Source organism: Streptococcus jiangnanensis (assembly GCF_040888325.1).
Classification (GTDB): domain Bacteria; phylum Bacillota; class Bacilli; order Lactobacillales; family Streptococcaceae; genus Streptococcus; species Streptococcus jiangnanensis.
The window spans coordinates 358,083-380,110 of the sequence record NZ_JBFNFF010000001.1 but is presented as its reverse complement, the minus strand read 5'-3'; the positions used below and the strand labels follow the sequence as shown (position 1 = coordinate 380,110).

Annotated in this window: 20 protein-coding genes and 1 other RNA gene; 4 read left to right on the top strand and 17 right to left on the bottom strand. The window is 43.2% G+C overall.

Annotation, left to right across the window (positions count from 1 at the left end):
- Positions 1 to 615 (top strand): signal peptidase I, encoded by a 615-nt coding sequence (gene lepB, locus AB2B49_RS01675; RefSeq protein ID WP_001083992.1) that lies wholly within the window; start codon positions 1 to 3, stop codon positions 613 to 615.
- Positions 616 to 743: 128 nt separating this feature from the next.
- Complete coding sequence (gene recD2 / locus AB2B49_RS01670; protein WP_320691868.1) at positions 744 to 3,113, top strand: SF1B family DNA helicase RecD2; 2,370 nt, start codon at positions 744 to 746, stop codon at positions 3,111 to 3,113.
- Between the two features lie 47 nt (positions 3,114 to 3,160).
- Here the strand turns inward: recD2 and tig are convergent, their stop codons facing one another.
- The 17 genes from tig to AB2B49_RS01585 all read right to left on the bottom strand — a co-directional run bounded on the left by tig (position 3,161) and on the right by AB2B49_RS01585 (position 18,961).
- Positions 3,161 to 4,444, bottom strand: a complete 1,284-nt coding sequence (gene tig, locus AB2B49_RS01665; protein WP_000116504.1) for a trigger factor — start codon at positions 4,442 to 4,444, stop codon at positions 3,161 to 3,163.
- A gap of 90 nt (positions 4,445 to 4,534) precedes the next feature.
- Complete coding sequence (locus AB2B49_RS01660) at positions 4,535 to 5,191, bottom strand: DNA alkylation repair protein (protein ID WP_320691867.1); 657 nt, start codon at positions 5,189 to 5,191, stop codon at positions 4,535 to 4,537.
- Positions 5,192 to 5,824: a response regulator transcription factor gene (locus AB2B49_RS01655; RefSeq protein WP_049504843.1), complete on the bottom strand. Its 633-nt coding sequence runs from the start codon at positions 5,822 to 5,824 to the stop codon at positions 5,192 to 5,194. It abuts the gene before it with no gap.
- A gap of 10 nt (positions 5,825 to 5,834) precedes the next feature.
- A complete protein-coding gene (locus AB2B49_RS01650; RefSeq protein ID WP_049504845.1) occupies positions 5,835 to 6,833 on the bottom strand; it encodes an envelope stress sensor histidine kinase LiaS in 999 nt (332 codons plus the stop codon).
- Positions 6,830 to 7,528: a cell wall-active antibiotics response protein LiaF gene (liaF, locus tag AB2B49_RS01645; protein WP_000714487.1), complete on the bottom strand. Its 699-nt coding sequence runs from the start codon at positions 7,526 to 7,528 to the stop codon at positions 6,830 to 6,832. The genes AB2B49_RS01650 and liaF overlap by 4 nt, the downstream gene beginning before the upstream one ends.
- A gap of 166 nt (positions 7,529 to 7,694) precedes the next feature.
- On the bottom strand, positions 7,695 to 8,696 hold the full coding sequence (gene fni / locus AB2B49_RS01640) for a type 2 isopentenyl-diphosphate Delta-isomerase (RefSeq protein WP_049504847.1): 1,002 nt from the start codon (positions 8,694 to 8,696) through the stop codon (positions 7,695 to 7,697).
- Positions 8,680 to 9,687, bottom strand: coding sequence for a phosphomevalonate kinase (locus AB2B49_RS01635; protein ID WP_049504849.1), 1,008 nt, complete (start codon positions 9,685 to 9,687; stop codon positions 8,680 to 8,682). The genes fni and AB2B49_RS01635 overlap by 17 nt, the downstream gene beginning before the upstream one ends.
- Positions 9,674 to 10,627: a diphosphomevalonate decarboxylase gene (gene mvaD, locus AB2B49_RS01630; protein WP_049504851.1), complete on the bottom strand. Its 954-nt coding sequence runs from the start codon at positions 10,625 to 10,627 to the stop codon at positions 9,674 to 9,676. Before mvaD ends, AB2B49_RS01635 begins: the two co-directional genes overlap by 14 nt.
- On the bottom strand, positions 10,609 to 11,487 hold the full coding sequence (gene mvk / locus AB2B49_RS01625) for a mevalonate kinase (protein WP_049504853.1): 879 nt from the start codon (positions 11,485 to 11,487) through the stop codon (positions 10,609 to 10,611). Before mvk ends, mvaD begins: the two co-directional genes overlap by 19 nt.
- Before the next feature lie 117 nt (positions 11,488 to 11,604).
- Entirely contained in the window at positions 11,605 to 12,633 is a 1,029-nt protein-coding gene (cbpF, locus tag AB2B49_RS01620; RefSeq protein WP_049504855.1) for a choline-binding protein CbpF, read from the bottom strand.
- A gap of 99 nt (positions 12,634 to 12,732) precedes the next feature.
- On the bottom strand, positions 12,733 to 13,422 hold the full coding sequence (locus tag AB2B49_RS01615) for a response regulator transcription factor (protein ID WP_007520625.1): 690 nt from the start codon (positions 13,420 to 13,422) through the stop codon (positions 12,733 to 12,735).
- A gap of 11 nt (positions 13,423 to 13,433) precedes the next feature.
- A complete protein-coding gene (gene gndA, locus AB2B49_RS01610; RefSeq protein ID WP_071851569.1) occupies positions 13,434 to 14,858 on the bottom strand; it encodes an NADP-dependent phosphogluconate dehydrogenase in 1,425 nt (474 codons plus the stop codon).
- Between the two features lie 75 nt (positions 14,859 to 14,933).
- The gene (gene mapZ / locus AB2B49_RS01605; protein ID WP_320691866.1) at positions 14,934 to 16,379 is read right to left on the bottom strand and encodes a cell division site-positioning protein MapZ; all 1,446 of its coding nucleotides are present in this window, start codon (positions 16,377 to 16,379) and stop codon (positions 14,934 to 14,936) included.
- A 12-nt stretch (positions 16,380 to 16,391) separates the two neighbouring features.
- Complete coding sequence (locus AB2B49_RS01600; protein ID WP_254733785.1) at positions 16,392 to 17,549, bottom strand: THUMP domain-containing class I SAM-dependent RNA methyltransferase; 1,158 nt, start codon at positions 17,547 to 17,549, stop codon at positions 16,392 to 16,394.
- An 83-nt stretch (positions 17,550 to 17,632) separates the two neighbouring features.
- An RNA gene (rnpB, locus tag AB2B49_RS01595) (RNase P RNA component class B) lies at positions 17,633 to 18,014 on the bottom strand.
- A 20-nt stretch (positions 18,015 to 18,034) separates the two neighbouring features.
- Complete coding sequence (gpsB, locus tag AB2B49_RS01590; RefSeq protein WP_254733784.1) at positions 18,035 to 18,364, bottom strand: cell division regulator GpsB; 330 nt, start codon at positions 18,362 to 18,364, stop codon at positions 18,035 to 18,037.
- A 69-nt stretch (positions 18,365 to 18,433) separates the two neighbouring features.
- Positions 18,434 to 18,961, bottom strand: coding sequence for an SLOG family protein (locus AB2B49_RS01585; RefSeq protein ID WP_070837870.1), 528 nt, complete (start codon positions 18,959 to 18,961; stop codon positions 18,434 to 18,436).
- A gap of 66 nt (positions 18,962 to 19,027) precedes the next feature.
- Between AB2B49_RS01585 and recU the strand changes: the two genes are divergently transcribed.
- A complete protein-coding gene (gene recU, locus AB2B49_RS01580) occupies positions 19,028 to 19,624 on the top strand; it encodes a Holliday junction resolvase RecU (protein WP_000248756.1) in 597 nt (198 codons plus the stop codon).
- Positions 19,621 to 21,789, top strand: a complete 2,169-nt coding sequence (gene pbp1a / locus AB2B49_RS01575) for a penicillin-binding protein PBP1A (RefSeq protein ID WP_320691865.1) — start codon at positions 19,621 to 19,623, stop codon at positions 21,787 to 21,789. Before recU ends, pbp1a begins: the two co-directional genes overlap by 4 nt.
- Positions 21,790 to 22,028: the final 239 nt, after the last annotated feature.

Below are 22,028 nucleotides of genomic sequence, written 5' to 3'. Positions count from 1 at the left end.
ATGAATTCGTTTAAAACATTTCTAAAAGAATGGGGAGTTTTCTTCCTCATTATCGCACTGGTCGGTCTTAGCCGTATCTTTCTTTGGAGCAATGTCCGTGTAGAAGGACACTCTATGGACCCTACCCTAGCCGACGGAGAAGTTCTCTTCGTTGTTAAACATCTCCCAATTGACCGCTTCGACATCGTGGTTGCGCATGAGGAAGACGGAAATAAAGACATTGTCAAAAGGGTTATCGGCATGCCTGGTGATACCATCCGCTACGAAAATGACAAACTCTTTATCAACGGTGAAGAAACGAATGAACCTTACCTAGCTGAGTACCTCAACTTGTTCAAAACAGAAAAGTTGCAGAACACCTATACTGGCAAAGGATTTGAAGGCAATAAGGGAGTTTACTTTAGAGAACTTGCTCAAAAAGCACAAGCCTTTACGGTTGATGTCAATTCCAACACCAGCTTCAGCTTTACTGTCCCTCAAGGTGAGTACCTTCTCCTTGGTGACGATCGTCTAGTCTCTAGCGACAGCCGCCACGTTGGTACCTTCAAGGCCAGCGATATAAAAGGTGAAGCAAAATTCCGTTTCTGGCCACTTAACCGTATCGGAACTTTTTAAGATAAGGAAGAGGCCGAGAATGCTAAGTCTCAGTCTCTTTTTCTATTGTGAGAATAAACCTTTTAGTCATCTAGTTTTTTCAAAGTTGCTAAGAGACCAATTCTCACGAACTCATGTAAAGGAAACCTATGGAAGTTTATTTTTCAGGCACCATTGAACGGATTATTTTTGAAAATCCCAGTAATTTTTATCGCATTCTCCTCCTAGATATCGAAGATACCAATGCGGAGGACTTTGACGATTTTGAAATCATTGTTACAGGAACTATGGCGGACGTGATTGAGGGTGAAGACTACACTTTTTGGGGACAAATCGTTCAGCACTCCAAGTATGGGGAACAGCTACAGATCAGTCGTTATGAGCGGGCAAAACCCACTAGTAAGGGTCTAGTCAAGTACTTTTCTAGTAGCCATTTCAAGGGAATTGGTCTCAAAACGGCCCAAAAAATCGTTGATAGCTATGGTGACAATACCATTGACGAAATTCTGGAACATCCTGAAAAGCTAGAAGGTATCTCAGGACTCTCTGCCAAAAACCGTGAGGCTTTTGTTTCCACTCTTCGTCTTAACTACGGAACGGAGATGGTCTTAGCTAAACTAGCTAACTACGGCATTCCCAATAAACTAGCTTTTCAGATTCAAGACTTTTACAAGGAAGAAACGCTGGATATTGTCGAAAACTACCCCTACCAACTGGTCGAAGATATCAAGGGTTTGGGCTTTACCATTGCTGACCAATTGGCTGCAGAACTAGGCATCGAAAGTCAAGCTCCTGAACGCTTCCGTGCTGGTCTTGTTCATAGTCTTTTTCAGGGATGTATGGATACGGGCGATACCTATATGGAAGCCCGAGATTTGCTGGAACAAACCCTGACTCTTCTCGAATCTTCCCGTCCCGTGGAACTCGATCCCAGCCAAGTCGCTCAGGAATTATCTCATCTGATCGAAGAAGATAAGGTTCAGCAGATTGATACTAAAATCTTTGATAACAGCCTCTTTTTCGCTGAGGAAGGCATTCGCAGTCACTTGGTTAGTATCCTTGAAAAAGGAAAACAGAAGAGCCAAGATCTAGAAACCATTCACAAGCATATCGCTACTGTCGAGCAAGAACTGGGGATTCAGTACGATAGCATCCAAAAACAGGCTATCTGCGACGCTATCCAGAACAAGGTCTTTATCCTAACAGGTGGACCTGGTACTGGTAAGACGACTGTTATCAATGGGATTATCGCTGTTTATGCCCTTTTAGAAGGACTTGATCTCAGGAAAAAAAGCAATCTGCCGATCCTTCTAGCAGCTCCAACTGGTCGAGCGGCTCGGCGCATGAATGAATTAACAGGTTTGCCTAGCGCGACCATACACCGTCATTTGGGGATGACAGGAGACGATGATACCAGTCATCTGGAAGATTATCTGGATGCCGATTTTATCATTGTAGATGAGTTTTCCATGGTGGACACTTGGCTAGCCAACCAACTTTTCTCCAACATCTCTTCTAACAGTAAAATTCTCATCGTAGGTGATAGCGACCAGTTACCTTCTGTTAGTCCCGGACAAGTCCTGGCTGACCTGCTCCAGATACCCCTGATTCCTCAGACTCGCTTGGAACGAATTTACCGTCAGAGCGAAGAATCAACTATCGTTACCTTGGCGAGTCAGATTCGACAAGGCATCTTGCCAGCCGACTTTACCCAGAAAAAGGCAGACCGTTCCTACTTTGAAATCGCTAGTGGCCATATCCCAGCTACCATTGAGAAAATCCTCGGCGCTGCCCTCAGAAGTGGCATTCCGGCTCGTGATATTCAGGTGCTAGCGCCTATGTATCGAGGAACTGCTGGTATTGACGCCATCAACCAACTCATGCAAGACCTGCTCAATCCTCAGCAAAAGGGGCAAGTTAGCTTTGAAGCAACTCAGTGTCACTATCGAACAGGAGACAAGGTTATCCACCTAGTCAACGACGCTGAAGTCAATGTCTTTAACGGAGATCTAGGCTACATCACAGACCTGATTCCTGGAAAATATACCGAGTCCAAACAAGACGAGATTGTCATTGATTTTGATGGCAATGAAGTCGTCTACCCACGTAATGAATGGTACAAAATTCGACTAGCCTATGCCATGAGTATTCATAAGTCTCAGGGAAGCGAGTTTCCTGTTGTCATCCTGCCCATCACCAGTGCTAGCAAGCGCATGCTGGAGCGAAATCTCATCTACACAGCCATTACACGGGCCAAGAGCAAGCTCATCCTTCTTGGTGAATTACAGGCCTTTGACTATGCAGTCAAGCATATCGGGACTGCCCGCAAGACCTATCTGATTGAGCGTTTCAGTGATTTAATTGAAACTAATATTGAAGAAAGTAAACAAGCCTTCTCTGAAACTGCCACATCAAGTGACTCTGAACAATCCTACACCCTCACCGAGGAAAACTGGTCTAGCATCCCAGCCATGATCGGGATTACAGATGCAGACCTCAAAGAGATTTTTGGCAAATAGTGCAACAGAAAGCCCACCTAGTCAGGTGGGCTTTTTCTCTTTTAAGATTATTTTACTGTTGCAGTGCTTGTGATTAATTCAACAGCTTTTTTGATAGTGATATCGTGTTTCAACATGTCAGCTGAAAGCAAGTTTTGTACTTGTGCAACTTCCATATTGTAGTCTGCTGCCAATTGCTCGATTTCTTTTTGGATTTCTTCTTCTGAAGCGTCAAATCCTTCAGCTTTGGCAACTGCTTCGATAACAAGGTTAGTCTTCGTACGTGACTCAGCTTCTGCTTCGTATTGTTTGTGAAGGTCTTCTTGAGTAGTTCCTGTGATTTGGAAGTACATGTCAGGGTTGATCCCTTGACGTTGCAAGTTTCCGAGGAATTCATTTACTGAGCGGTGAACTTCTTCATGGATCATTTCTTCTGGAAGTTCTACGATTTCAGCGTTTTCTACAGCTTTATCGATTGCTGCGCCTTCAACGGCATCTTTGTATGCTTCTTCTTTCGCAGCAGTCAATTCTTTGCGGTATTTTTCTTTCAATTCGTCAAGAGTTTCCACTTCTTCGTCGATATCTTTTGCAAGTTCATCGTCAAGAGCTGGAACTTCTTTAGCTTTTACTTCGTGGATAGTTGTTACGAATTTAGCTTCTTTACCTGCAAGGTCTTCAGCTTGGTAGTCTTCTGGGAATGTTACGATAACATCAACAGTTTCACCAGCTGAGTGTCCAACCAATTGGTCTTCAAAACCAGGGATAAATTGACCTGATCCAAGTCCAAGTGAGAAGTTTTCACCTTTTCCACCGTCAAATTCAACACCGTCGATAGAACCAACGAAGTCAATAACAACAGTGTCGCCATTTTCAGCAGCGCCTTCTTTGATAACCAATTCAGCCAAGTTGTTGCGTTCGCGTTCGATACGTTCTTCAACGTCAGCGTCTGTCACTTCTTTTTCTACATCCACTGATACTTCAAGGTTTTTGTAGTCACCCAATTTTACTTCAGGTTTTGTCACGACTTCAGCTGTGATAACCCAGTCTTGACCTTTTTCCATTGAAGTCACGTCAATTTTTGGTTGCGCAACAACTTCAAGACCAGCTTCTTTTACTGCAGCTTCATAAGCGTTTGGCAAAAGTGCGTTCATTGCATCTTGATAAAGAGCTTCTTCACCAAATTTTTGGTCGAAGATAGGGCGTGGAAGGTGACCTTTACGGAAACCAGGAACGTTAAGAGTTTTCTTTACTGAGTTAAATACACGGTCCAATTCTGGTTTGATTTGGTCTTGAGAGATTGTGAAAGTCAAGACACCACGGTTTGTTTCTTTGTTTTCAAATGATACAGACATTCTGTCATTTCTCCTTAAAATTTTTAATACAGTCCATTATACCATATGATAGCGACTTTTTTCAAGTAATGAATGCGCTTTTCAATAGTGCTAGAGGTACTTGCTCGCTTCCTTGATACTAAGTTCAGCCATTCGTTTCTTATTTTTCTCAATATAAAGTGCTACCCATTCGGGATTGGTTTTAGAGTAGTCTCTTAGGGCCCAGCCGATAACTTTGTTGATGAAAAATTCTGTCTGATCCAGATTGTTGACCAGGATCTTTTCCATCAGTTGGACATTTGTTTTTTCTTTTCTTAACAACTGGTGGTCAATAGCGACTCGCCTCAACCAGATATTGTCTGATAGGCTCCATTTTAAAATCACTTCTTCAAGTTCCGGATGGTTAGCCACTAAACTTCCTACTACTCGATCTAGGATATCTACCTTGTCCCACCAGGACTTGGTCACGACCAGACGCTCAAGTTTAGGCAAATCGTCCTTCGTTAGATAAGACTGCATGGCTTTCAAATAGTTGGCAGCCACATATTGGTATTCTCTAGGTTCCTTTTCCCAGCAAGTGTCTACAAAATCCCAATCGATCATCTTTGTTTTTTTCGCGCTTGGAAAATACTTTTTATAGAGGGCGTTTCTTTCAGGACCTGCAATACCTAAAAAGGGAAATTGATGGCGCATATAGGCTTCCATTGGGCCTGCTTTCTCAGGGTCTTTTGCTGCTTCTAGCTCCACAAGTAAATCTTCAAGACTCATCTAAAAGTCCTCCTGCCCGACCAAGTGGTGCTGAAAGGCATAGACCGCAGCCTGGGTGCGATCACTGACCTCAAGTTTGGCTAGGATGTTGGACACATGGGTCTTGACCGTCTTGAGAGAGATAAAGAGTTCATCTGCAATCCGCTGATTTTCGTAGCCCTTGGCGATGAGTTGAAGTACGTCTCGCTCACGCGCAGTCAGCTCCTCATGAAGCTCCATATGATTACGGTGGTATTCAACCTTCTTGCTGACCTCTTGTTCAATGGCCAGCTCGCCAGCAGCCACCTTGCGGACGGCATGAAGCAGTTCGTCTGCACTAGAAGTCTTGAGCATATAACCTTTGGCACCCGCATTCAAGACCGGCATAATTTTTTCATTGTCCAAGTAAGAAGTTATAATCAAAATCTTGGCTTCAGGCCATTCTTTCAGGATGGCTAAGGTCGCGTCAATCCCATTCATCTCAGGCATGACGATATCCATGACAATGACATCTGGACGCAATTCCAAGGCCAACTCAATACCTTGAGATCCGTTGGCAGCCTCGCCCACAACTTCCACATCGTCTTGGAGATCAAAATAGCTTTTCAAGCCCAATCGGACCATTTCATGGTCATCTACCAGTAAAATTTTCATCTCTACTCCTTTATGATTCCTTATCTAGCAGGGGAATACGGATATCAACCGCCAGTCCTTGCTTTGGAGCTGTCAAAAGTTGAACCGTTCCTGCCATATCTTCGACTCGCTCCTTGATATTTCGCAGTCCATAACTCAAGTCGTCTAAACTCCCCAACTGGAAACCAATCCCATTATCCACCACCTTCAGCTGCACTTCAACATCTGTCTGATAGAGGTAGACATCTAGACAAGAGGCCTGGGCATGGCGAAGGGTATTGCTGATCAACTCCTGCAAAATACGGAAGATATGTTCTTCAATCTTCTTGGGCAATTTAGACACATTTTGCTTGAGACTAACCTTGAGATCACTCTTGTCCTCAAGCTCTTTTAAGAGGATTTGAATCCCCTCAACCAAACTCTTCTCTTCCAACTCAACAGGTCGCAAATGTAGGAGCAAGACCCGCAAATCTTTCTGGGCTGTTTCAAGGATAGCTGCGACACTTTGCAACTGGGTCTGCATCTTTTCTCTATCCAGCTTCAAAGCCTGCTGGCTGACACCTGATAAAATCATATGGGCCGCAAACAACTCCTGACTAACTGTATCGTGAAGGTCACGTGCTATCCGCTTTCGTTCTTTCTCGATGATTGCTTCTTCCTTGACCAGGCTTTGATTTTCAGCCTTTTGAACAGCTTCTGTCAAGAGATTGAGCTTGCCAGACAAGGACTTAAAACTGGCGTCCAAGTCTGGATCTGCAAAGGCAACCACCTCTTTTCCTGCTAGCAGTCGCTTGAGATTGACTTGCATTTTTCTGCGAGAAATTTCTTCCATCACGCGCCAAAAGAGGACAAAAAAGAAGGTCATGGAAAGGCTAAAGACCAAGATCAAGAAGATGAGTTTCTCTGTTTTCTCGATATCCTGTAGCAAATAGGACCAGCCTAATTCAAAAATATCAAGTAAACTATTAGTCAAAAAGAGGATAAAGAGGAAAGAAGTCAGGCCGATTAACAGATAGGATTGCTTTTTCATCCTCTGACCACCTCCACATCACCAACCATAGTAGTTAGGAAAATCTTGACGCTCTTGTTACTCTTGAGATAGTCTCTGGTTTCCTGATGATAGTGTTCATTTCGAAGGGCTCGCTTAGGTTGATGGAGGAAAGTAAGATCTCCATAAAGACAGTTAACACTGAGGCTGATTTCCACATCTACAGGTACGATAATCCTAGTCGTTCCGATCATCTTTCTAAGGATAATGACATTGTCATGATTGGTTAGGATAACTCTTTCTAGATGAATGGTGTCCTTACCCATGAGGCGAAAGAGGTTGATATCATCAAATTGACAGGTCTGGTGACTAGAGAAATGATGGAGATTGCCAAACCAAGGATTGCGTTCATTTTTAACCGTTACCACCTCTTCAAAGACCAAGTCGGTTTCCTCTCTTTCTTGATTCATCATCGGATAGAGAAGAAAGAGACTATAGATAACTGCCACAAAGATAGCTAATATCACAAAGGGATTGAGCATGACGATGAAAAAGAAAAGAATAGTCGCCACAAGGAGGAAAACGTTGTTGCCCTCTTTACCTGTATAATAGCGGAGCAAGAGCAAAAAGAGGAATAGAATCAGCAGAAAACGCGAAAAATGCTCTGATACCATCAAAATCAGAGCTCCCGTCAACAGACAGGCTTCAATAAATAAAAAGATTTGAAATTTTTTCATAGATGCATCCTCTCCCTTCTATTTTATCACAATTCAAAAAAGTCACCTCGGTCTGAGGATGGAAAAAGGAGATAGGACAGAAATCGCTCCTATAAGCTAGGTTTCATCAACTCACTACAGTTGACAAAATGCTACAAAAAAGGGCGGGATTCTTGTCCCGACCTCTCTACATCTGATCTTTTGCTTCTTTTAGTTTGCCATAAAGAATATAGTCTACGTTTTGCAGATCCGCTATGGTAGCACAGTTAAGGGCACACATGATCAAACGCAGATCTTCTTTCCAGCCTTGGACAATGCCAATCACCTCTTCGACGGAGTAGGTTTCAATCAACTCTAGAACGGTACGTGACAGTCCTACAGCCTTGGCACCAAAGACCAAGCACTTAATCATATCCAGCGGATTTCGAACCCCTCCGCTAACCAAGAGTTCGACCTTGTCTTTCCAGGTTTGGGCATTGAGAAGGGCTTGTATGGTGGACTGACCCCATTGATTGAGGTAATCACGCTGGCCACTGCGACGATTTTCGATATAGGCAAAGCTAGTACCACCACGACCCGACAGGTCAACCGTTCGAACACCCAGTTCATAGGCTCTTTCGATAGTCTTCACATCCATCCCAAAGCCCACTTCCTTGAGAATAATAGGAACAGGTATTTGCTTGCTATAGTCTGCCAGATGCGATTGCCAGCTTCGAAACTTTCTTTCTCCCTCTGGCATGAGTAATTCCTGCATGACATTGACATGCACTTGCAGGAGAAGAGGATTCATCTCTTCTACAGTCTGAAGTCCTAACTCAACAGGCTTGTCCAAGCCAATATTGGTTCCAAGGAGGAGATTTGGATGGCTAGATTTGACAGAAAAAGAGTCATCTGTTGGATCTTTTAGGGCTGCACTATAAGATCCCGTCACAAACAAAATCCCACAGACATCCGCCACCTGAGCCAGCTTTTGATTGATTTCTCTCCCCTTATCACTTCCACCCGTCATGGCATTGATATAAAAAGGAAAGTCCCACTTTCGACCTGCAAATTCTGTAGACAAATCAATCTCATCCAGGTCATAAAGAGGCAGGGAAGAATGAATCAACTCCACCTCATCAAAGCTATTATAGGAACTTTTCTGCTCAAGGGCATAGCGGATATGCTCGTCCTTACGATTTGTCGTCATGTCCTATCCTTTCTTGGTATAAGAGCTCAATCCCCAGATCGGCCCAGCGATTTTTTATGGTTTCAGTTGATTGCACATCAAAACTCAAGGCAATGCCACAGTCACCACCACCAGCGCCACTACTCTTGGTAACAGCCAGCAAATCTTGACTGGCTTCTTTCAACTGTCTCAGCGAAGGTGTGTAAATATCTGCGCTCAAGCCTTCTAAAAGTCGACTAGCTGTTTCCACCTGCTCGATAATTTTTTCTGCATTCCCCTGCTCCAAGGCTTCTACCAAAGCAGACACCGTTGCTTTTGAGGAAGTTAAAAAATTCTGATTGATGTTTTGCTTGATTTGCTGTACCATTTGACTCGATACAGCCACTTTCTTGGTCCATCCCACTAGGAAATCACATTCTAGGGCAGGTTGTACGTGTGAGATAGAAAAGCCCCAGTCACGCTCCAAAACTGTTGCCAAGCTTACTTCTTTCAGCCAAGCAGCTATCTTCTTTCGATCAAAAGACTGGTAGAGAACCAAATCCTCTGCCACAATACAGGCAAGGTCTCCCATAGAGCCATTGTCGCCTCGTTTGAGTAAGACCGCGCTAGCCAGCTTGAACAAGAGTTCCGGATCAACCGTAATATCATACAGAGCCAGCAGGGCCTTGATCACCAAAACAACGACGCTACCACTAGAACCTAGACCAAACTTTTTGCCTTCTCGTTCCATTTTCCCTCGGATTGCCAAGGAAAAAGGTCGCAAGGTTTGCCCACGATAAACGAGGAAATCTTCCACTAGAGCAATCGTTTCTTGAATCAAGCTGTAGTCAGGATTTGGCGTCAAGTCCACTGCGAAATCAAACAGATCTGAGTAGATACGGTAGCTGTCAGAAAAAGCAATCTCAGCCTTCATATAGATGGGGATGGCCTTTATCAAGGCTAATTGCCCTGGCTCTAAAATAGCATATTCACCTGCCCAGTATAGTTTTCCGCAAGTTTTAACAGCAATCATCTTGACTCAAATCCTTTGTTTTTGACACAATCAAGCGATAACGTTGACCGAAGATTTCTGACAAATGCTCCAAGTCTTCCTCTTGACAGAGTACCTTGACATTGGGACCAGCATCCATGGTAAAGTAGCAGGCTTCGCCTTGCTCACGAAGTTGACGGACAAAGTCCATCGCTTCATAAGTTGCATCCGTTAGATAAGAAAAGGCTGGGCTAGCAGTTTTTGTCGTAGCGTGCATGGCTAGGGCATTTTTCTCCGTTAATTCCCCAACCTTGGCAAAGTCATTCTCTTTGAGATAAACCAGCATCTCCTGATAGTCCTTTTCAGACTGGCGCACCCAGTCATCAAAGGTCGTCGAGGTTTCCACACAGAGTTTCATCCCATCACGGCTAGAAATTGGTTTTTTCTTGTCCTCCAGCACCAACATAATCATAGCTAGTTTCAAGTCTGTCTCTACAGGGTAGATTTCCCCACTATCCTTGTCCCAAGCACCGAGTGGTCCATAAAAACTGCGAGAGGATGAACCTGAAGCAAACTTAGCCTCCTGTGCCAACTGACTCCGATTCAAACCAAGCTGAAAATAAGCATTGCAAGCCTTGACCAAGGCGGACAAACCGCTAGAACTTGAGGACAGGCCCGCTGCCGTTGGCATATTGTTTTGGGTATCAATACGGACAAATCCCTCACCTTCTGGACGGTAGCGGTCAATGATTTTGCTCATTTTGGCATGCTCAGCCTCATTTTGTAGTTGACCATTGATATAAAATGCATCAGCAGTCGCATCCGTCGGTAGAGGAGATAAGGTCGTCTCTGTGTACATGTTTTCCAAAGTCAGAGAGATGCTGCTAGTAGCAGGAACCATCTCTTTTTCTTTTTTCTTTCCCCAGTATTTGATAATGGCAATATTTGCGTAGGAACGTACTGTTACAGGCTTTCGATCCATGTCTGAACAGCTCCTTTCTCTTCTAATCGTTTTGCTAATTCTTCTGCTTGGTCCAGATTGGCTACCAAGGCTATGATACAGCCTCCTAGCCCACCACCACTCATCTTGGCACCTAGAGCACCATGGCTAAGAGCCGTTTCAACGAGGGAATCTGCCTCAGGGCTACTGACACCAATTTCTTTTAGATGTAAATGTGCCTGACTGAATATTTGTCCTAGTTTTTCAGCATCTTTTTGTCTAATTGCCTCTTCTGCTTGCTGGGTCAATTCTCCCAAGGCATGTAAAAACGGTAGGGCGTCCTTGCCCTTGCTTTGAACCACTTGGATGGCTTCACGAGTGTGACCATACACGCCCGTATCTGCAATGACCAAATAGGCGGATAGGTCCATCTTAAGCTCTGTAAATCCAACGTTTTTAATAAAGCGAATAGGTTGGTCACTGAGACAGGTTTTAGCATCCAACCCGCTCGGATTCATATGGGCAATCATCTCAGCCCGATTGACCAAGATTTCTAGTACATCATGAGGCAGGTCGGCTTGATAGTAGTCAAATACCGCACGAATAGCCGCTATGCTGATTGCCGCTGACGAACCCATTCCCCGTTTCTCAGGGATAGCCGAGTCAATCTCACAGCGAATGCAGGCTTCTTTGATATCCAAATACTCCAGCGAAGCATAAACTGCCATGGACAAGGTATCCTCCTCATAAAGACGCCATGGACTTTCAGCAGGAACCACCTTACAAGTCACCTCCACCTCCAAAAGAGGCAAGGAAATGGCAGGATAGCCGTATACAACAGCGTGCTCTCCTATTAAAATAATCTTACTATGTGCCTGACCGACACCAACTTTTTTTGTCATGTTTTCCTTTAACCAGACGAAAAGACCGTCTCATTTCATACAGTAGTATTTTCTCCTATCTATTTTATTATATTTTCACAAAAAAAGCGATTGTTTCCTTCACAATCGCCTCTTTCATTATTGGACCCATTCGCCATTATAGTTGACAGAATAGCCTTCTACGGTCGTATTCACTGCTAAAGCACCTGAGCTGTAAGCATAGTACCATTTGCCATTGACCTGGAACCAGCCTGTCTTCATATCGCCATTACTTGTTTGTAGATAATACCAAGTCGAACCTTCCTGATACCAGCCAGTCGCCATGGCTCCTGATGAACGAAGATAATACCACTTGTTCCCAAGGTATTGCCAGCCCGTTTTCATATCGCCATTTGGTTCATCTAAATAATACCAAGTTGAGCCTTCCTGATACCAGCCAGTTGCCATGGCTCCTGATGAACGGAGATAGTACCATTTATTACCAAGATGTTGCCAACCTGTTTGCATGATGCCAGTTGTTGGATCTAAGTAGTACCACGGAGCCGCTTTTAGCTTCTCTTCATCATAGGTTAGAGGATAAGCCTTGATCCAACCACGTGCTATCTCCCCAACAGTCAATCTGTTGATGCGAGCATCAAAGCCACCATCCTCCTGTAAATAATACCAATGCCCTTCGTCAGAAATCCAACCAGTTTTTAAAGTGTGATAGCTACGCTGATCTTCAAAATAATAGACTCGTTTCTCTGCTGGACTATCATATTGTTCCCCATGATGTTTGTTGGTATTTGTAGCGGTTTTTGCTTCTAACACTTGCTTGCCAACAAATTCTTGTAGTACTCCATCTTGACCAAAGTAAAACCAATCTGGTCTAAAAGCAATCTCTTGTCTTGGAGAAGGACCAATCGTAACCCCTTTGTGTGGAGCAGGTATATATTGCCAGCCGACCACCATCTCTCCAGATAAAGGATCAAAATAATAGTACTTCCCATCAATCACCCGCCAGTAGGTTTCTTTTAGTTCCCCCTTCTTGTAGTAGGTTCTACCATTTTCTTGGACAAATTGCCAGCCTTCTGAATCAGCATCATCCGCAAAGACGGTGCTTGTCGCTAGCAAAGCAAAGAAAAAGACGGCTAGTCCAACTTGCATCATTATTTTAAATCTTTTCATTAGATCTTTCCTCCATAACTGATTGTAGCAAAGACTTTATTGTATGTCAATATATAGAAATTTCTCAAAAAAAGCAGTTACACAACTGCAACTGCTTTTCTATTCTTGCATGGTGTACCCAACACCACGCACGGTTTTAATGTAGCTTTTTTGACCTTTTACATCAAGCTTGCTACGTAGATAACGGATATAAACATCCACGATATTGGTTTCTGTTGCACTTTCGTACTTCCAAACACTTTCCAATAACTGCTCACGAGTCAAGACCTTCTTGCTTCCCATGAGAGTGGCCAAAAGGTCATACTCACGGCGCGTCAGAGCAATCATCTCCTCGCCACGATAAACGGTATGATGTTCTACATCCATACGTAGGTTGCGGTAAGACGTTGGAACCTTCATCTGACTACAGTGTTGGTCAATGAAGTCCCGACCTCGGAAAATCGCTGAAATACGAGCTACTAGATTATCAATAATCACTGGCTTATAGATGTAAGAAACGGCGAAGCGCTGGATTGTCTCAATCTGGTCTTGCAATTCTTCGCGATGGTCCAAGACCATGATCACTGAGGCCGGTTTTGTCCGACTCAGCCTCTCTGCAAAATCCTGGGCCGTCATATCCCCCAGACGAGCATTCAGTAAAATCAAGTCATAATCTGTCTGGAGAGCCATGGAGAGGGCTTTTTGCCCCTCCTCAACCAGATCAACACGGTATTGCTCTTTTTGGAGTTCCAGACTGAGAAAATGAGCGAGATTTCGTTCTTTCTCAAGTAATAAAATCCGTTTCCCCATGGCAGACCTACTTATTTTTCGTCATACCAAGAGTAGTGGAAGATTCCTTCTTTGTCTTTACGTTGGTAAGTGTGGGCACCAAAGTAGTCACGTTGCGCTTGGATCAAGTTAGCAGGAAGGTCAGCTGAACGGTAGCTATCAAAGTAAGTAATAGCTGCTGAGAAGGTTGGCACTGGTACACCAGCTTGAACAGCAAGAGCTACGATATCACGCACTGCTTGTTGGTACTTAGCAGTAACATCCAAGAAGTACTCATCCAAGAGAAGGTTTGCAAGGTCTGCATCACGGTTGTAAGCATCTGTAATCTTTTGCAAGAAACGAGAACGGATGATACAGCCATCACGCCAGATAGATGCGATGTCCGCAAACGGCAAGTTCCAGTTATTTTCTTTAGAAGCCACACGTAATTGTGCGAAACCTTGTGCGTAAGAGATAATTTTTGAGAAGTAAAGGGCTTGACGGATCTTTTCAATCAACTCAGCCTTGTCTCCTTCAAACTTGAAGGCAGCTGGTTTTGGAAGGACCTTGCTAGCATGTACACGCTCTTCTTTGTATGTAGAGATGTAGCGAGCAAATACTGACTCAGTGATCAGTGACAATGGCACACCAAGGTCAAGTGCTGATTGGCTAGTCCATTTACCAGTTCCTTTGTTTCCTGCAGCATCAAGGATATAGTCTACGATTGGCCCATCTTGACCTTCATCGTCTTTACGGCTCAAGATATCAGCTGTGATTTCAATCAAGTAGCTGTCCAATTCACCCTTGTTCCACTCAGTAAAGATTTCAGCCATGTCTTCTGCAGAAAAGCCAAGCAAGTGTTGCATGAGGTCATAGCTTTCTGCGATCAATTGCATGTCACCATACTCGATACCGTTGTGGACCATTTTCACATAGTGACCAGCTCCATCAGGACCGATGTAAGTCACACATGGTTTGCCATCTTCTGGTGCTTTAGCTGAGATTTCTTCGAGAACATCCGCAACCAATTCGTAGGCTTCCTTTTGTCCACCAGGCATGATAGAAGGCCCTTCAAGGGCACCTTTTTCACCACCAGAAACTCCAGTACCGATAAAGTTGATACCTGAGTTTGCTAGTTCTTCATTACGACGGATAGTATCTTTGTAGAAAGTGTTTCCTCCATCAATCAAGATATCTCCCTTGTCAAGGTGTGGAAGAAGGGCTTGGATAGTTGCGTCTGTACCAGGTCCAGCTTGAACCATGAGCATGATACGACGAGGTTTTTCGATTGAGTTTACAAAGCTTTCCACGTCATAGCTTGGTACAAAGTTCTTTTCAGGATGGCAAGCAATTACGTCCTCTGTTTTTTCTTTACTACGGTTGTAAATGGCAACTGTATAACCACGAGATTCGATATTTAGGGCAAGGTTACGACCCATTACGGCCATACCAACGACACCAAAGTTAGCTTTTGTCATGTGACACTCCTCTTGTTTAATATGTTTTATTTTATCATTTTTACCTATGAAAGGAAAGAATTTTGTAACGGTTGCTTAGTAGTCCAAGTCATCAGCATGACCAGAACCATTCCCTACAAAGTAACCCGTCTTACAGTTGAGGGTGAAGAGATAGGTTCCATCTGGTTTATAGAGGTTGTAATAACCATTTCCGTTTACAATATTGACACGTTCTAGGATGTATTGATTTCCAGTGATATAGCCACGAGCACGTGATGTTGCTAGAACTTGTTCCAATACACCATCCGCAAACGTCCAAGCAGGGTTGTTGCTATCGTCTACAGCTGATTGGTTGTAAGGTACACGACTAGCACTTCTTTGAAGATTAACCCCATCGCCAGACAAACCACCATTTGTGTCTCTAGCTGGTGCCGTGGTGCTTGTTGAAGGGGTCGTACTGCTTGCATTACTTTCTGTAGCTGAACTTGAGCTTGCTTGACTCGTGCTAGAGCTCGAACTTGAGCTGGAAGCACTGGTTTGTTGACTCTTACCAAGACTAATGGCCTTATCCAAGAGTTTGTCTAGTTCTGTGTTGCCTGTCTTAATTTCTGTAAATTTAGCATCCGCTTTGGCTTTCGCATTGGTATCCAAGACACCGTCCGTAATAGCTGGGCTTTCAAAGAGGGCATTAACATCTTGAATGGCCTTGATTTGAGTTGCTAGGCTATCATATCTTGACTTAGCTAGTGTATAATCACGGCTACCTTCTAACTTATCTAGCAAGGTTTTCAGTTGGCTCAATTTATCAAACTGGCTGTTTTTCAGAGCAGTCTTATTAGCATCTGTATAGAAAGTATCATAGAAATCATTGAAGTCTTTCAAAGCTGTTTGTGTCCCTTGATCATCCGAAGAGTCTGCTTGAGAAGACTGGATTTCTTGGTTTGAACGAGATACTTGGCGGTAGACATAATATGTTCCAGCAAGCACAAGGATTGCAGCTACTACAGAAGCAATGATGATGACACCTTTCTTCTTAGAGCCTGTTTCAGGTTCTGTTTGAGCCGAACGTGATAGAGGTGTATAGGTCTCCTCTTCTCGTTCCTCATTTATTTCCTTGGGCTCTGTTTCTGTTAAAACGAGAGGCTCTATTTCAGCACTTTCTTCATCTTGAAGGGGTGGAACAAACTGAGTAGTCTCTTCATTTTCTATCTCTTCAATAGATTCCTCAGCAACCATGTCTGAATCGTCTACCTGATCAGAAGATTCACTTGATTCACGAACTTCTTGGATCATTTCCTCTAGGTTTTGAGTAGAAGCCAGTTCTTCTTTTTTAAACTGACGAGTTTCAAACTTGTCAGCTTCAATCTCTTCACGGTGTTGTTTGATGTATTTGTCTAAGATACTGTCCTCAGGCAATACTCCAGCCTCCACCTCTTCATTCTTACGAATGACTTGACCAACAGTCAAGTCTTTTGCTTCGTCAAAGTCGAATTGTGGTTCTTGATGTCCTTTTTTATGACGATCACGTCTTTTCTTACTCATGAGTTCACCTTTCTATTTTACCTCTTGGCGTTTGACACGCTGACCAAAGTATTGATACAAATCCACTTTTAAGGTCCCGTTATAGAGTTTTCGCTTTTTATCAGCTGGACTTCCGTACTTGCTTTCAAAAGCTTCGTCACTCGTCAGGATAAACTTACTCCACGTTTTCAGTGGTGCAAAGACTTGTCCCATCTCAGCATAGAGCTTGGTAACTCCTGCATCATCAGACAAACGTTCCCCATATGGTGGATTGGAAATGATAACGCCATTAATCTTGTCAGTGCGCAAGTCCTGTACCCGCATTTGCTTAAAGGTGATATCACCTGCGACACCTGCTGCTTGAGCATTTGCCTTGGCAATTTCCACCATGCGAGCATCTATATCACAGCCCATAATGTCCAGCTCAAGTTCACGATCAATTTTCTTAGCCGCCTCTGTGCGAACTTCTTGGATTAACCGATCGCTGACCCAGTTCCATTCCTCAAAAGCAAAGGAACGGCGAAGTCCTGGAGCCATCTTTCTAGCAATCATAGCCGCCTCGATACAGAAAGTTCCTGAACCACAGGTCGGATCAATCAAGGGCTTGTCTGGATACCAGTTAGAGAGTTGTAAAATGGCCGCTGCCATATTTTCCTTGATGGGCGCCCCACCCTTTTCCGTACGATAACCACGTTTAAAAAGGCTAGAACCTGTCGTGTCAATCATGATAGTTGCCACATCTTTCAGGATAGATACCTCGATCTTAAACTCGGGACCCGTTTCCATCAAGGGAACTCCTTCTGGGCGGGCATAGTGTTTTTGTAATTTCTTCACAACAGCCTTCTTAGAGATAGCCTGAACACTAGGCTCGTTGTGGAGTTTAGACTTCACACATTTTGCCTTTGATATCGGGAAACGTGCTCCTAGCGGGAGATAGTTTTCCCAATCTAGAGCAAAAACACCTTGAAAAAGCTCTTCAAAAGTCTTAGCTGGAAAACTTCCGACTACAATCTTGATGCGATCCGCTGCACGAAGCCAAAGATTGGTCTCAATGATTGTCTTCACATCTCCTTGGAAGCGGACACGCCCATTTTCAACCTGGCAGTCATAACCAAGGTCTCGCACCTCACGTCCAACGACAGCCTCAAGACCCGCCGCAGCAGTTGCGATTAAATTAAATTGTTCTTTCATTTCTAGTCTTGCAAGACCTTTCTCTTGTTCACTTTAAAAAATGAGGTTGAGAAAGATTTCTCAGCCCCAACCTATATGCAATTTTCTATAAGCCATGTTTTGTTCCAGAAGTGACTAGGACCACTTCCTTCGATAATCATCTGTCTACCGCTAACAGCATAAATCTGCTAGCAGTCAGAGTACTACGTTCGTTTCCGTGCACTCCATGCCCCGACCAAAATTTGGGTTGCTAGCTTGAGGGGTTTACCGCGTTCCACTCTCCCTGTTTCCAGAAAGACTCCGTCACTGTGGCACTTTCAAGCCTATTCTGACCTATCCGAAGACTTAGCCATTTCGACTGCCGTAACGATTTCTCGTCCCTAGGCTTATGGATTCGCCTAGCACAAACACTACAGGCATCACAGCCTGTGCTAGCATGGACTTTCCTCATGAAAAGAGAACCTCTTCACGCGATTATCCAAAAATTGCACTCATTCCTTAGTCAATTATAAATCTTGGTTGTCTAAGATTTGCTTACCAAATACTTCTTTTTCGAGACGATTTAAGCGTTTCAAAATATCAAAGTTTGTCATTGAAGTAGAAGCCGTTACTTCAATAGAGTCTGGTTGAGTCGGCGCTACCTGTGGTTTATGAGATAATTCTTCTTTCAAATCAGCAATCTCTTGACGAAGGGATTTGACCAAAGCTGTGTAGGTTTCATAATCCTTAATCACATCGTCTAGGAATTCATCGACCTCTGCTTTGCTGTATCCACGTACTTCACGTCCAAATTCTTGTTCAAAAATATCTTTCGCTGAAAATATAATACTTGCCATGTCTCTCTCCATTCTGGGTTACTAGTATTATTATATAAAAAAAGACAAGTAAAAATCAAGGTCAAAGGCTTACTTTTCAGAAAAATTTTCTACTATTTCATTCAAGTCCTCAAATGTTAATCTTCTTGTAACATAGTCCGCTTGATTTTTCATCATTTGGTAAAAATATCGTAACTTGGTTTCCTTTTCTTCGTCGTAAAAAAGGTAACAAGTATCTGTATTTTCCAGCAGAAATTTTTGATAATCGCGTAGTTGTCCCTTGTGCTCATATTGTGGATAGGCGTATTTGACAAAATCAACTTGCTTGAACTCACTCAATTTCGCTTGATTTGCTTCATTCCAATTACTGCCATGGGTTTCAAAATCAAAAATGGTCGCCAACTGAAATCCATAGTCTGCTTTCATGTCTTTTGCCACCTGAAGCGCCCAGTACTCAAAGCCCAAGGTCCCTGTAAAGACAAGCCAGGTCACCCCATCCTCTGCTAGACGTTCCAGGTCTCTTCGAATGGCTGTTTTGATAATATCAACGCGAATATCCTTGTCATTAAAGAGACCAAGGTCGAAGGCTGAATAGCCTAAAATCAAGGCTGATGTCATTTTTAACCCTTTCTTTGTAAATTTATGATATAATAGAGTGATGTTATTGTACCAATAAGGAGAATTATGGTCAACTATCCACATAAAATTTCATCTCAAAAGAGACAAGCACCCCTGTCACAAACTAAAAATTTCGCAAATCGGGGAATGTCTTTTGAAAAGATGATCAATGCTACGAACGACTACTATTTGTCGCATGGGTTAGCTGTTATTCACAAGAAACCGACTCCCATACAAATCGTACGTGTCGACTATCCCCAACGAAGTCGAGCCAAGATCGTTGAAGCCTACTTTAGACAAGCTTCAACTACTGACTATTCAGGGGTTTATGATGGATACTACATCGACTTTGAAGCAAAGGAAACCAGGCAAAAACATGCGATACCGATGAAGAATTTTCATCTCCATCAGATCCAGCATATGGAACAAGTCCTTGCCCAGCAAGGAATCTGCTTTGTACTCCTTCACTTTTCTTCTCAGCAAGAAACCTACTTATTGCCGGCTATTGACCTCATCCGTTTCTATCATCAAGATAAGGGACAGAAGTCAATGCCACTTGGATATATTCGAGAAAATGGATATAGGATTGAGCCGGGTGCCTTTCCTCAAATTCCCTATCTCGACATTATCAAAGAACATTTACTAGGTGGTAAAACAAGATGAACAAACAAACTTTTCTGCGAATAGCTAAGTATGTCAGTATCAGTCTCTTAACTGTATTTATCGCAGCTGTAATGCTTGGTGGAGGTCTCTTCCTCTACTATGTTAGCAAGGCTCCAGAACTTTCTGAAAGTAAACTAGTTGCTACAACGTCAAGTAAGATCTATGATAGCAATGACGAGCTTATCGCTGATCTTGGATCGGAACGTCGGGTCAATGCCCAAGCAAACGAAATACCGACCGATTTGGTCAACGCTATTGTTTCGATTGAGGACCATCGCTTCTTTAATCACCGAGGAATCGATACTATCCGTATCCTAGGTGCTACTCTACGAAACCTTCGTGGTGGTGGAGGTCTGCAAGGAGCTTCAACCTTGACACAGCAGTTGATTAAATTAACTTACTTCTCTACGTCAACTTCTGATCAAACCCTTTCTCGTAAGGCCCAGGAAGCTTGGTTAGCCGTTCAGCTAGAACAAAAAGCGACTAAGCAAGAGATCTTGACCTACTACATCAACAAGGTTTACATGTCAAACGGTAACTACGGAATGCAGACTGCTGCCCAAAGTTACTATGGCAAGGACCTCAAAGATCTAAGCATTCCTCAATTGGCTCTCCTTGCTGGTATGCCTCAGGCTCCAAACCAGTATGATCCATACTCGCATCCAGAAGCTGCTCAAGAACGTCGTAATCTCGTCCTCTCTGAGATGAAGGGGCAAGGTTACATTTCAGCTGAGCAATATGAAAAAGCGATTAATACTCCAATTACAGACGGACTCCAAAGTCTAAAATCGGCTAATAGTTATCCTCCATACATGGACAACTATCTTAAAGAGGTAATCGATCAAGTCGAACAAGAAACAGGCTACAATCTCTTAACGACTGGTATGGATGTCTACACCAACGTTGATCCTAAAGTTCAACAACATCTCTGGGATATCTACAATACCGACGAGTATGTCAACTATCCAGATGATGAAATGCAAGTAGCTTCAACGATTGTGGATGTGACAAACGGGAAAGTCATTGCTCAGTTAGGTTCTCGTCATCAAGCAAGTAATGTTTCATTCGGTACCAACCAGGCTGTGGAAACCAATCGTGACTGGGGTTCTTCTATGAAACCAATCACTGACTATGCTCCCGCTTTAGAATATGGAGTCTATGACTCTACTGCTTCTATTGTACATGATGTTCCTTATAACTATCCTGGTACTGATACTCCACTCTACAACTGGGATCATGTCTACTTTGGAAACATTACAATCCAGTATGCTCTTCAACAATCACGAAATGTCACGGCCGTTGAGACTTTGAATAAGGTCGGTCTAGATAGAGCTAAAACCTTCCTTAATGGTCTCGGTATCGACTATCCAAGCATGCACTATGCAAACGCCATTTCAAGTAACACGACTGAGTCAAACAAAAAGTACGGAGCAAGTAGTGAGAAAATGGCTGCTGCTTACGCTGCTTTTGCAAACGGTGGTATCTACCATAAACCAATGTATATCAACAAGATTGTCTTTAGTGATGGCAGCTCAAAAGAATACGCTGATCCTGGTACTCGTGCCATGAAAGAGACGACAGCCTATATGATGACAGAAATGATGAAGACTGTCTTGGCATACGGAACGGGTCGTGGTGCTTATCTCCCTTGGCTACCTCAAGCTGGTAAGACTGGTACATCAAACTATACAGACGATGAAATTGAGAACTACATCAAAAATACTGGTTATGTAGCTCCAGACGAAATGTTTGTTGGTTATACTCGCAAATATTCAATGGCTGTATGGACAGGTTACTCAAACCGCCTGACTCCTATCGTTGGTGATGGCTTCTATGTTGCAGCTAAGGTCTACCGTTCAATGATGACTTATCTGTCTGAGGATAACAACCCTGGCGACTGGACTATGCCAGAAGGCCTCTATCGAAGTGGTGAGTTTGTCTTTAAAAACGGTGCTCGTTCTGCATGGACTGCTCCTGCTCCGCAACAGGCCCCAACACCTGAAAGTTCGAGCTCGACATCAGAAAGTTCAACTTCACAGTCAAGCTCAACTACTCCAAGCACGAATAATAGTGCAAACAATAATACCAATAACCAGCAACCAAATACAACGCCTGGTCAACAAAACCAGAACCAAAATCAGAATCCTCAACCAGCACAACCATAAAATCTATTCAACCCTCTTTTGAACCTCACTCCAAAAGTTAAATTTTTCTACCTTTTGGGATGAGGTTTAAATCTAAACTTATTTAATATAACAACAGAGTAAAATATAGGCAAAAAAGTCATACCAAAATTGAATAAAACTTTTAAAAAAGGTAGGTAATAAATTTATATGTCTAGATTTGAAATCAAGAAAAAGCGATACAACAAAAAACTAATGGATAGAGTTTGAAAATTTACCTT

What these genes read in the sequence shown, in the direction of transcription:
- lepB (WP_001083992.1), top strand. Translation starts at nt 1, where the DNA reads ATGAATTCGTTTAAAACATTTCTAAAAGAATGGGGAGTTTTCTTCCTC.
- recD2 (WP_320691868.1), top strand. Translation starts at nt 744, where the DNA reads ATGGAAGTTTATTTTTCAGGCACCATTGAACGGATTATTTTTGAAAAT.
- tig (WP_000116504.1), bottom strand. Translation starts at nt 4,444, where the DNA reads ATGTCTGTATCATTTGAAAACAAAGAAACAAACCGTGGTGTCTTGACT.
- AB2B49_RS01660 (WP_320691867.1), bottom strand. Translation starts at nt 5,191, where the DNA reads ATGAGTCTTGAAGATTTACTTGTGGAGCTAGAAGCAGCAAAAGACCCT.
- AB2B49_RS01655 (WP_049504843.1), bottom strand. Translation starts at nt 5,824, where the DNA reads ATGAAAATTTTACTGGTAGATGACCATGAAATGGTCCGATTGGGCTTG.
- AB2B49_RS01650 (WP_049504845.1), bottom strand. Translation starts at nt 6,833, where the DNA reads ATGAAAAAGCAATCCTATCTGTTAATCGGCCTGACTTCTTTCCTCTTT.
- liaF (WP_000714487.1), bottom strand. Translation starts at nt 7,528, where the DNA reads ATGAAAAAATTTCAAATCTTTTTATTTATTGAAGCCTGTCTGTTGACG.
- fni (WP_049504847.1), bottom strand. Translation starts at nt 8,696, where the DNA reads ATGACGACAAATCGTAAGGACGAGCATATCCGCTATGCCCTTGAGCAG.
- AB2B49_RS01635 (WP_049504849.1), bottom strand. Translation starts at nt 9,687, where the DNA reads ATGATTGCTGTTAAAACTTGCGGAAAACTATACTGGGCAGGTGAATAT.
- mvaD (WP_049504851.1), bottom strand. Translation starts at nt 10,627, where the DNA reads ATGGATCGAAAGCCTGTAACAGTACGTTCCTACGCAAATATTGCCATT.
- mvk (WP_049504853.1), bottom strand. Translation starts at nt 11,487, where the DNA reads ATGACAAAAAAAGTTGGTGTCGGTCAGGCACATAGTAAGATTATTTTA.
- cbpF (WP_049504855.1), bottom strand. Translation starts at nt 12,633, where the DNA reads ATGAAAAGATTTAAAATAATGATGCAAGTTGGACTAGCCGTCTTTTTC.
- AB2B49_RS01615 (WP_007520625.1), bottom strand. Translation starts at nt 13,422, where the DNA reads ATGGGGAAACGGATTTTATTACTTGAGAAAGAACGAAATCTCGCTCAT.
- gndA (WP_071851569.1), bottom strand. Translation starts at nt 14,858, where the DNA reads ATGACAAAAGCTAACTTTGGTGTCGTTGGTATGGCCGTAATGGGTCGT.
- mapZ (WP_320691866.1), bottom strand. Translation starts at nt 16,379, where the DNA reads ATGAGTAAGAAAAGACGTGATCGTCATAAAAAAGGACATCAAGAACCA.
- AB2B49_RS01600 (WP_254733785.1), bottom strand. Translation starts at nt 17,549, where the DNA reads ATGAAAGAACAATTTAATTTAATCGCAACTGCTGCGGCGGGTCTTGAG.
- gpsB (WP_254733784.1), bottom strand. Translation starts at nt 18,364, where the DNA reads ATGGCAAGTATTATATTTTCAGCGAAAGATATTTTTGAACAAGAATTT.
- AB2B49_RS01585 (WP_070837870.1), bottom strand. Translation starts at nt 18,961, where the DNA reads ATGACATCAGCCTTGATTTTAGGCTATTCAGCCTTCGACCTTGGTCTC.
- recU (WP_000248756.1), top strand. Translation starts at nt 19,028, where the DNA reads ATGGTCAACTATCCACATAAAATTTCATCTCAAAAGAGACAAGCACCC.
- pbp1a (WP_320691865.1), top strand. Translation starts at nt 19,621, where the DNA reads ATGAACAAACAAACTTTTCTGCGAATAGCTAAGTATGTCAGTATCAGT.